The 7,042-nt window shown below is 64.9% G+C and carries 8 protein-coding genes and 1 pseudogene; 2 read left to right on the top strand and 7 right to left on the bottom strand.

Annotation, left to right across the window (positions count from 1 at the left end; translation table 11 throughout):
* The 4 genes from JaAD80_RS27905 to JaAD80_RS27890 form a co-directional block, all read right to left on the bottom strand.
* Positions 1–218 (bottom strand): DUF4880 domain-containing protein (locus JaAD80_RS27905; RefSeq protein ID WP_180979631.1); only part of this gene is annotated, 218 nt, incomplete at its 3' end.
* Complete coding sequence (locus JaAD80_RS27900) at positions 218–736, bottom strand: sigma-70 family RNA polymerase sigma factor (RefSeq protein WP_219726903.1); 519 nt, start codon at positions 734–736, stop codon at positions 218–220. The genes JaAD80_RS27900 and JaAD80_RS27905, both read right to left, overlap by 1 nt.
* Positions 737–844: 108 nt before the next feature.
* Entirely contained in the window at positions 845–1,444 is a 600-nt protein-coding gene (locus tag JaAD80_RS27895; RefSeq protein WP_102299393.1) for a metal-dependent hydrolase, read from the bottom strand.
* A 464-nt stretch (positions 1,445–1,908) separates the two neighbouring features.
* Positions 1,909–3,291 carry an FHA domain-containing protein gene (locus JaAD80_RS27890; RefSeq protein WP_258003228.1) on the bottom strand — a complete coding sequence of 461 codons (1,383 nt, stop codon included), beginning with the start codon at positions 3,289–3,291 and terminating at the stop codon, positions 1,909–1,911.
* A gap of 689 nt (positions 3,292–3,980) precedes the next feature.
* Here JaAD80_RS27890 and JaAD80_RS27880 point away from each other — a divergent pair.
* Complete coding sequence (locus tag JaAD80_RS27880) at positions 3,981–4,412, top strand: DUF2177 family protein (RefSeq protein ID WP_102299388.1); 432 nt, start codon at positions 3,981–3,983, stop codon at positions 4,410–4,412.
* Here JaAD80_RS27880 and JaAD80_RS27875 read toward each other — a convergent pair.
* The 3 genes from JaAD80_RS27875 to JaAD80_RS27865 form a co-directional block, all read right to left on the bottom strand.
* Positions 4,402–5,331: a PP2C family serine/threonine-protein phosphatase gene (locus JaAD80_RS27875; protein WP_102299386.1), complete on the bottom strand. Its 930-nt coding sequence runs from the start codon at positions 5,329–5,331 to the stop codon at positions 4,402–4,404. The genes JaAD80_RS27880 and JaAD80_RS27875 overlap by 11 nt on opposite strands.
* A 140-nt stretch (positions 5,332–5,471) precedes the next feature.
* Positions 5,472–5,921 carry a glycine zipper 2TM domain-containing protein gene (locus tag JaAD80_RS27870; RefSeq protein ID WP_102299394.1) on the bottom strand — a complete coding sequence of 150 codons (450 nt, stop codon included), beginning with the start codon at positions 5,919–5,921 and terminating at the stop codon, positions 5,472–5,474.
* Positions 5,922–6,049: 128 nt separating this feature from the next.
* Entirely contained in the window at positions 6,050–6,580 is a 531-nt protein-coding gene (locus JaAD80_RS27865) for a GNAT family N-acetyltransferase (RefSeq protein ID WP_102299385.1), read from the bottom strand.
* A gap of 174 nt (positions 6,581–6,754) precedes the next feature.
* On the opposite strand from JaAD80_RS27865, the pseudogene JaAD80_RS27860 reads away from it, so the two are divergent.
* A pseudogene (locus JaAD80_RS27860) lies at positions 6,755–7,042 on the top strand (peptidase M28); the annotation flags it as partial.

The raw sequence follows: 7,042 nt of genomic DNA, 5'->3' as shown, positions 1-7,042 counted from the left end.
GCCTGCAGGGCAGGAAGCGCCAGCGATGGCGGTATCGTGCCCAGCTGGCCGTCCATGCGCTGCAGCAAAGCCCAGGCACGTTCGTGCTCGGTGCTGGCGTCGCGCCACGCCTGCAGGGCAGCCGGGTCCGCGCTGCCGCACTTGACTTCCACGTGCCAGTGGGCTGCCGCCGCCAGCACCTTGCGGGCGATGGCCGGGGAAGGGGACGCGCAGAACATCAGCCGGCCGCCAGCATCAGGCATTCCGTGTAGGCGCGCACCAGGTGCTTTTTCACGGTGGGCAGCGAGACGCCGAGGCGCTGGCTGATGTCCACGTAGCTGAGTTCTTCGATCTGCGCCAGCAGGAAGATGGCCCGCGTGCGTGCGCCCAGGCTGTCGAGCAGGCGGTCGATGGCCAGCAGGGTTTCGATGATGATGGCATGCGTTTCGGCGCTGATCGTCGTCGGTTCAGCTTGCTGCGCCAGCGCTTCCAGGTAGGCGTGTTCCAGCGCCTGGCGCCGGTAGCGGTCGATCAGCAAGCCGCGCGCGATGGTGGCCAGGTAGCCGCGCGGTTCGCGCAGGGGCGCCAGCGGTGTCACCTCGCGCTTGCCCAGCAGGCGTAGAAACGTATCCTGCGCCAGGTCGGCCGCCTCGGCGCGATTGCCCAGCTTGCCGCGCAGCCAGGCAAACAGCCAGCCGTGATGTTCGCTGTACAGGGTAGTGAGGTGGGCGGCATGGATGGGACTGACGGTGCTCACTGCGGACTCCAGGCAAAGGATGGGCTGGGCTGACGGAACGCGCGGTGCCGGCTGGCTAGGCTATTGAGAATGATACTCATTATCACATTGCCATGCGGGCGGCGTCAATTACTGCTGCTTGCCCAGGCGCCAGCGCTCCTGCCACTGTTGCAGATCCGCCCATGCCTGCTGCAAGGCCGAGGCGAACCAGTGCAGCAGGCTGTCGAAGGCCAGCACGCTGCGGTGCCAGTGGATGCCATCGAAAAACACGTGGTCGGCGACCATCGTGGCGGCCAGCCAGGCGGCGAGGATGACGATGATGTCGTGGCGCCCGCTCTTCCACCAGCGCAAGGAATGGCGGCGGAAGATCCACGGCACGCCCAGCGGATTGGGCCAGTCGGCCAGCAGATGCATGATGCCGCCCGCCGCAAAGCCGAACAGGGGCGGCGCCCAGAGATGGTGCGGCAATTGCAGATATGTGTAGACGAGCAGGGCGATCCAGGCCAGGCCCCAGTGGGTCCACGTGCGGTGCGTGATCCACAGCCGGTGCGTGCGCGCCCACCAGGCCACTTCCAGCCAGTCCGGCGCCGTGCCGCCCAGCGCGCCCATGACAAAGGCGAGCACGCTCAGCACTTGATACGGGCCGCCGGCGCCAGCGTGCGCGACCAAGGCCGCGGCGATCACGCCGGCAGCCCAACCGGTCGCATGATGCGCTTTGTTGGAAGCCATAGGAAATGTAAAACGCCACGCAGGCGCATTGTGAAACGTCGCGGATATTAACTGGATGAATATACAGTATGCAAGGGCGGCAGGCGAGGATATTGCAGAATATCTGTCAAATATTTGTTAAATTGTGTATCGGGAGGTGGATCATGGCGAACCGGGCAGACGATGCCGGCCGGTCAAGTGTGTTGTGCGGCTGATAATGCATTCCGCGCGCCGCGCGCTATGCTGCAAGCAGGTGTCCGTTTTGAGGAGGTGTTGCCATGAAAATCCCGTGCGAATTGCAAATCCCCGCCATCGTGTTTTCGCTGGAAGCGGTGTTCATTATCGGCCTGTCGCTGATTTTTCTCGTGCTCGTCCCGCGTTAGTGTCGGGTGGAGGCAAGCGTTGTCAGGCGGTCACGGCGCGGCGCGTCGGGCGGGTACCGCAGGGGGCCTGTGCCGGCGTGCGGAAGCGCAGCGTCGCTATTGCTAGGCGGTCAGTGCGCCGCTGTCGCACAGCGCCGCGCCTTCGGTGCGGATGATCCAGCATTCCGGATACGGTTCGCTGGCGAAACGGTTGTGCCGCGCGAAGCCGCTGAGTTTATCCAGCGCCGTGGCGGGCACCAGCGGTGTTTCCTTGCCGCTGGCAGCGTCCAGGTGCCAGAAGCCGCCGTTGCGGTGGAAAAGGACGGGCAGTGCGGCAGCCTGTGGCGTAGCAAGGTGACTGGATGGCGTGGGCCGTGCTTCGGGCAGCAGCAGGTAAAAACATTCGGCGCGGGCGCCGTGGTCGATGCGGTGCAGGATCACGCCGTGCGCAAGCAGGGCCGTGACGCTGAGCACGACGATGCCCTTGATGCTGGCGGACAATTCGATGCGCATGCCCAGGCGCAGGGCGACGGGCTTGTGCTTGCCGGGCCAGACGCCGTCGAGCAGCAGGCCATAGCGCGACACGTCCTCGATTTCAAAGCCTTGCTGGCCGCGCCGGATGATGGCGTGGCGGCCCGACAGGCGGCGCGTCAAGCCATTGTTGTCCTGGCCGTCTGGGCTGAAATGGCTGAGCAGTACATCGGCTTCCGGGTCCACCAGTTCGAAGCGGCCCAGCATGCATTCTTCCAGCGCGAACAGGCGGATCTGGCGCTGTTCGCCCGCTTCCGGCGCCGCGTTCACGAGGCAGGCGGCCTGGCTGGGGTGCGGGTGGCAGTGGCTGGCGGCGGGCAGGTCGACCTCGATCAATTCCTCGTCCCAGGCGATAGTGGTAAAGCCCATGTCGATCTTGCCCTGCGGCGCGGACAGATCCACGTGGGCGATGCCGGCATTGCGCGCCGTGACATCGAGATTGCAGCCGTCGCCGCCCGTCACGCGGGCGATTGAGGCGTCGTCGGCCATCACGCGCACGTTCTTGTGCGTGCTGAGGAAGATCTGGTGGATTTCCGTCAGGGTCGCATCGCGGCGCGGCACCAGGATGACGAAGGTGCACACCCATTTCTGCGCCACGGCACCATCGACGTGGCTGTGCACTTCCACCTCGATCTGGTACTGGCCATGTTCCTTGTTGCGGGAGGAAAATTCGACAAACACGGGGCGCCAGTCGCCGCGCGTGGTGCGCACGAAATCATGCTGGACGGCACCGCGGGGGATCAGGTCCGAGCGCAGGCGCACGGTCAGCTGCGGCGCACAGGCGGCGGCCATGCCGCGCAATTCCATTTTCAGGGTTTGCCGTCCGCCTGCCGCGCGCGGATCGAAGCCGCTGATGTGCAAATGGGCTTGCACCGGCTGGTAGGCGGCACGGGCCACGCTGGCCGGCGCAGCGCCAGGCGTGGCGGCGGGCGCCGGCGCATGGGCCTTGGACGCCAGGGGAGTGCCAGCGGACATTGCCGTGCCCGTATGCATGGCAACGGCGACGGCAGGGGCAGGGGCAGGAAAGGTGTGTCTGGAGTTGTCAGCAGCAGTGTCTGCAGCAGCAACAACTGGCGCAGCAGCTGAAGCGGCAACTGGCGCGGCAACTGCAGGGGCGTGCGAAGGCGCCGTTGCCGATGGCTCGGAACGGGCGCTGCGCAGTGCGGTCAACAGGTCGTAGCTGCTGGGAGCAATCGTCGCTTGCGGGTGGTTGGCCGCGCAGACGTTTTCCCCAGGCAAGACCCAGAACGTACAGTGCGGGTGCTCCGGGTTGCTGCATTTTTTCATGACATTCTGACTCGAATCGAGCGGGGGCATTTTGCCCTCTGTTATACATGAGAGCTTACGCGCTTTTGCGCCCGCTTGGCAACCTTCACATCAAGCGCACACGCTCTTTTTGCCCGATTTCATGCCAATCGTCACACGCTGCCATAATCACGATGGAAACTATTGCCTAAAATCATATTCCGTGACTTTTTGAATATGTGCTTTTGATAACAGTCGTGTCAAGGCGGGCGCGCGCGATGATGACACGTCCGGTATGCGCCGTTACCCCACACCGTATGTGCGCCGGCAACATTGGCGTGGTGGGGCAGCGTGCCGCCCCCGCCGGCATTTTGCTTTATGCTGGAGCAACATTCACCTTGCCAACCCGGAGGACCCCCATGCCCGCCCCACGCCCGCTCCAGCTTGCCGTTGCCTATGGCGCAGCCCTGCTTGCTTTCCTTGCCATCGATGCGCTGTGGCTGGCCGTGCTGATGCAGGAAACCTACGCGCAGGCGCTGGGGCCCTTGCTGGCCGCGCAGCCGCGCTGGACTCCGGCCGTGCTGTTCTATGTCTTGTACCTGCTGGGGCTGCTGGTGTTTGCCATGGCGCCGGCCCTGCGCGCGGGCAGCGGCCGCAGGGCTGCGGCGCTGGGGGGCTTGCTGGGGCTGGTGGCCTATGGCACCTATGACCTGAGTAACTATGCCACCTTGCAAGCCTGGCCGCTGGCCTTGACGGTGATCGACATGGCGTGGGGCAGCGTGCTGTCCGCCACGGCGGCCACGGCCGGCTACCTGGCCGCCAGCCGCCTCGTGCGCAACGTCAGCGCGTAAAACGCAAGGCCAGCACGGTGAGGTTGTCGCTGTGCAGGCCGGCGGGCGGATGGGCGTGAAAATCATCAAGCAGCGCCGTGACGGCTTGCCCGGCGTTCTTGCCGGCGCACAGCGATGGCCAGCGGGCGGTCAGCGCCAGCGGGTCGGCGCAGGCCCAGAAGCCATCGCTGGCCAGCAAGTAGCAGGCGCCTGGCCGCAACTGCAGCACCCTGCGGTCGCCCAGGTGCGACAGAAAGGACGGTAAATTGCCCGCATCGAGCGCGCGTAGCGGCTTGTCGAGCTGCAAGGTATCGCCGATGGCGTTACCCAGGATAAATGCCTGCGAGATTTGCGGATGGTGGATGCCATGCACGCAAGCGCGCCAGCCGGCTTCGTCCAGCACCCCGCGCATGGCGTGCACGGTGGCCGGCACATGGTCGACGGTGAGGATGCTGGCCGTGCCGTCCGCCACTTCATACAGGCGCGAGTCGCCCACATGGTAGAGCAGCGGCGCCTGGCCGGCCGGTATTTCCAGCAGGGTCAGGGTGGTGCCGGGCTGGCGCGCCGCTGCCGGCGTCTCGCCGGCGAACTGGCTTTGCAGGCGCGTGTGCAACTGGTCGAGGTGGGCTGACAGGCTGCGCGTATCGTGACAGGCGGGCACGGCCAGCAGTCCCTGCACGGCCGCTTCGGCCGCTTCGCGCCCGTGGCCGTGGCCGCCCATGCCATCGAGCACGGCGGCGCGTACATGGCCGGCGGGCCAGCCCGGCACCTGGCAGCGCAGCGGCGCCTGTCCCGACAGGTACACGGCCTGGCCCTGGGCATCGATCAGCAGGAAATTGTCCTGGTTCTCGTGCCGTGGAACGGGGCCGGCGCCCACGCTGCTGCCAGCGGCGGCATCGAGCCAGGGGCCAAAGTCCAGCGCGTCTTTAATGAAATGCATCGTTTGCTGCGGTCCGGGCGGTAAGAATGTTGATCATAGGACACAGCTTAGCTGATATTTCTTGCAGGCGATACGTTGCCTATCCAATAAAAAAACCTGCGGCAGCAGGCTGGCGCAGGTTTTTTGAAGCGGGGCAAGGCTTAACGGCGATGGCCCCAGCCGTGGCCATGGCCGCGGTCGTTGTCATAGTAGCGGTCGCGGTGGCCATGGCCGCGGTAGTAGCCGCGGCCCGGCTGCACGTACACGACAGCCGGCGGGCCGTAGTAGCGCGGCGGCGGTGCGTAATAGACTGGCTGCGGCGCCGGTGCGTAGTACACAGGCTGTGGCGCAGGCGCATAATAGGTTTCGCGGTAGCCGCCGCGATAGCCGCCACGGTCATAATAGCGGTCATTCGTATTGATGCTGTTGCCAACGGCGGCGCCGATGACGCCACCGACGATCGCGCCGTTACGGCCGCCGGTGCTGTTGCCAATGGCCGCCCCAACAACGGCGCCTGCAACGGTATTGAAGTCGCGGTCGCCGGCGACTGCGGCCGAAGACACAGCCACTGCCGCTACCATTACCGCACCCAGGAGTTTCTTGTTCAACATGGCATTTCCTTCCATTCCGGCGAGATCACAATGATCTGCATGAAGTGGACTATATCTGCTGCACCGCGCTTGTTCCACGTCTAATACAACTTATTACATTCGAGCCCGGCCGGTAACAACTGGGCCTGTCAGCGCGAGCGGGCTTGCCATTCCGGGCGCAGCAGGCTGTACATTTTGACATCGCGCATGCTGCCATTGATGAAGAACGCCTGGCGCATCAGTCCCTCCTGCGTAAAACCGTTCTTTTGCGCAATGCGCTCTGACGCCGTGTTCTGCGGGTCCATCAGCAGTTCCAGCCGGTGATACGTGTAGGCATGGAACAGGTAATCGACCAGCAGGCGCGTGGCTTCGCTGGTGTAGCCGCGCCCGCCGCGCTGCGGGTCGAACAGGCGGTAGCCAATTTCGCGCGAGGCTGGCGTGCGGCTCTTGAAATGCGTGATGGTGCCGATGATGTGCTGGTGCTGGTCCTCGATCAGGAACAGTTCGCTGTCTTCCGTGACCAGGCCCGTCTGCATGAATTCGCGGCGTATCACCTCGGGCGACTTGAACTGCATGGAAAAGAATTCGCCGCGCGAAGGCAGGTCGTTGACCAGCGCGATGTAGTTGTTCAGGTCGGCGGCTTGCACGTGCCTGACGGTACACAGTGTTCCCTTGAGCATGGCGGTATCCAGTGGTGGGTGCGAACTGCATGGTAATCCACCTGGGCTGGCGCAGGCAATCGCGCGCGGTAAAAGTTGCTGCAGCGACAGAATAAATGCGTTATCGTAGAACGCTGTGCCATGCCCCTGCGCATGGCGTATCCGCACTGATTTTTTGACTGGAAACCCCATCGTATGACGACCTTCCTGACTGGCGCGCCACTGCGCCGTTGCGCTGTATCCCTGAGCATAGGCTGCCTGCTCAGCGCCGGCGCCTTTGCCGCCGCGCCAGGCAATGCGCCGCAGGCGCTGGCGCAGGTGCGCGACACGGCCCTGCACAGCGACTGGGCGTATGCCCGCCTGGCCGACATGACGGACCTGATCGGCCCGCGCCTGTCCGGTTCCGCCGGCGCGGCGGCCGCCGTGCAGCAGGTGGCCGACACCCTGCGCCAGCTGGGCGCGAAAGTCACCTTGCAGCCCGTG

The sequence above is a fragment of the Janthinobacterium sp. AD80 genome, assembly GCF_002878455.1.
GTDB lineage: Bacteria > Pseudomonadota > Gammaproteobacteria > Burkholderiales > Burkholderiaceae_D > Janthinobacterium.
Note: the sequence above shows the minus strand (reverse complement) of the source record. Positions and strands in the feature narration are given on the sequence as shown.

What these genes read in the sequence shown, in the direction of transcription:
- JaAD80_RS27890 (WP_258003228.1), bottom strand. Translation starts at nt 3,291, where the DNA reads ATGTCCGCTGGCACTCCCCTGGCGTCCAAGGCCCATGCGCCGGCGCCC.
- JaAD80_RS27895 (WP_102299393.1), bottom strand. Translation starts at nt 1,444, where the DNA reads ATGGCTTCCAACAAAGCGCATCATGCGACCGGTTGGGCTGCCGGCGTG.
- JaAD80_RS27870 (WP_102299394.1), bottom strand. Translation starts at nt 5,921, where the DNA reads ATGTTGAACAAGAAACTCCTGGGTGCGGTAATGGTAGCGGCAGTGGCT.
- JaAD80_RS27880 (WP_102299388.1), top strand. Translation starts at nt 3,981, where the DNA reads ATGCCCGCCCCACGCCCGCTCCAGCTTGCCGTTGCCTATGGCGCAGCC.
- JaAD80_RS27875 (WP_102299386.1), bottom strand. Translation starts at nt 5,331, where the DNA reads ATGCATTTCATTAAAGACGCGCTGGACTTTGGCCCCTGGCTCGATGCC.
- JaAD80_RS27865 (WP_102299385.1), bottom strand. Translation starts at nt 6,580, where the DNA reads ATGCTCAAGGGAACACTGTGTACCGTCAGGCACGTGCAAGCCGCCGAC.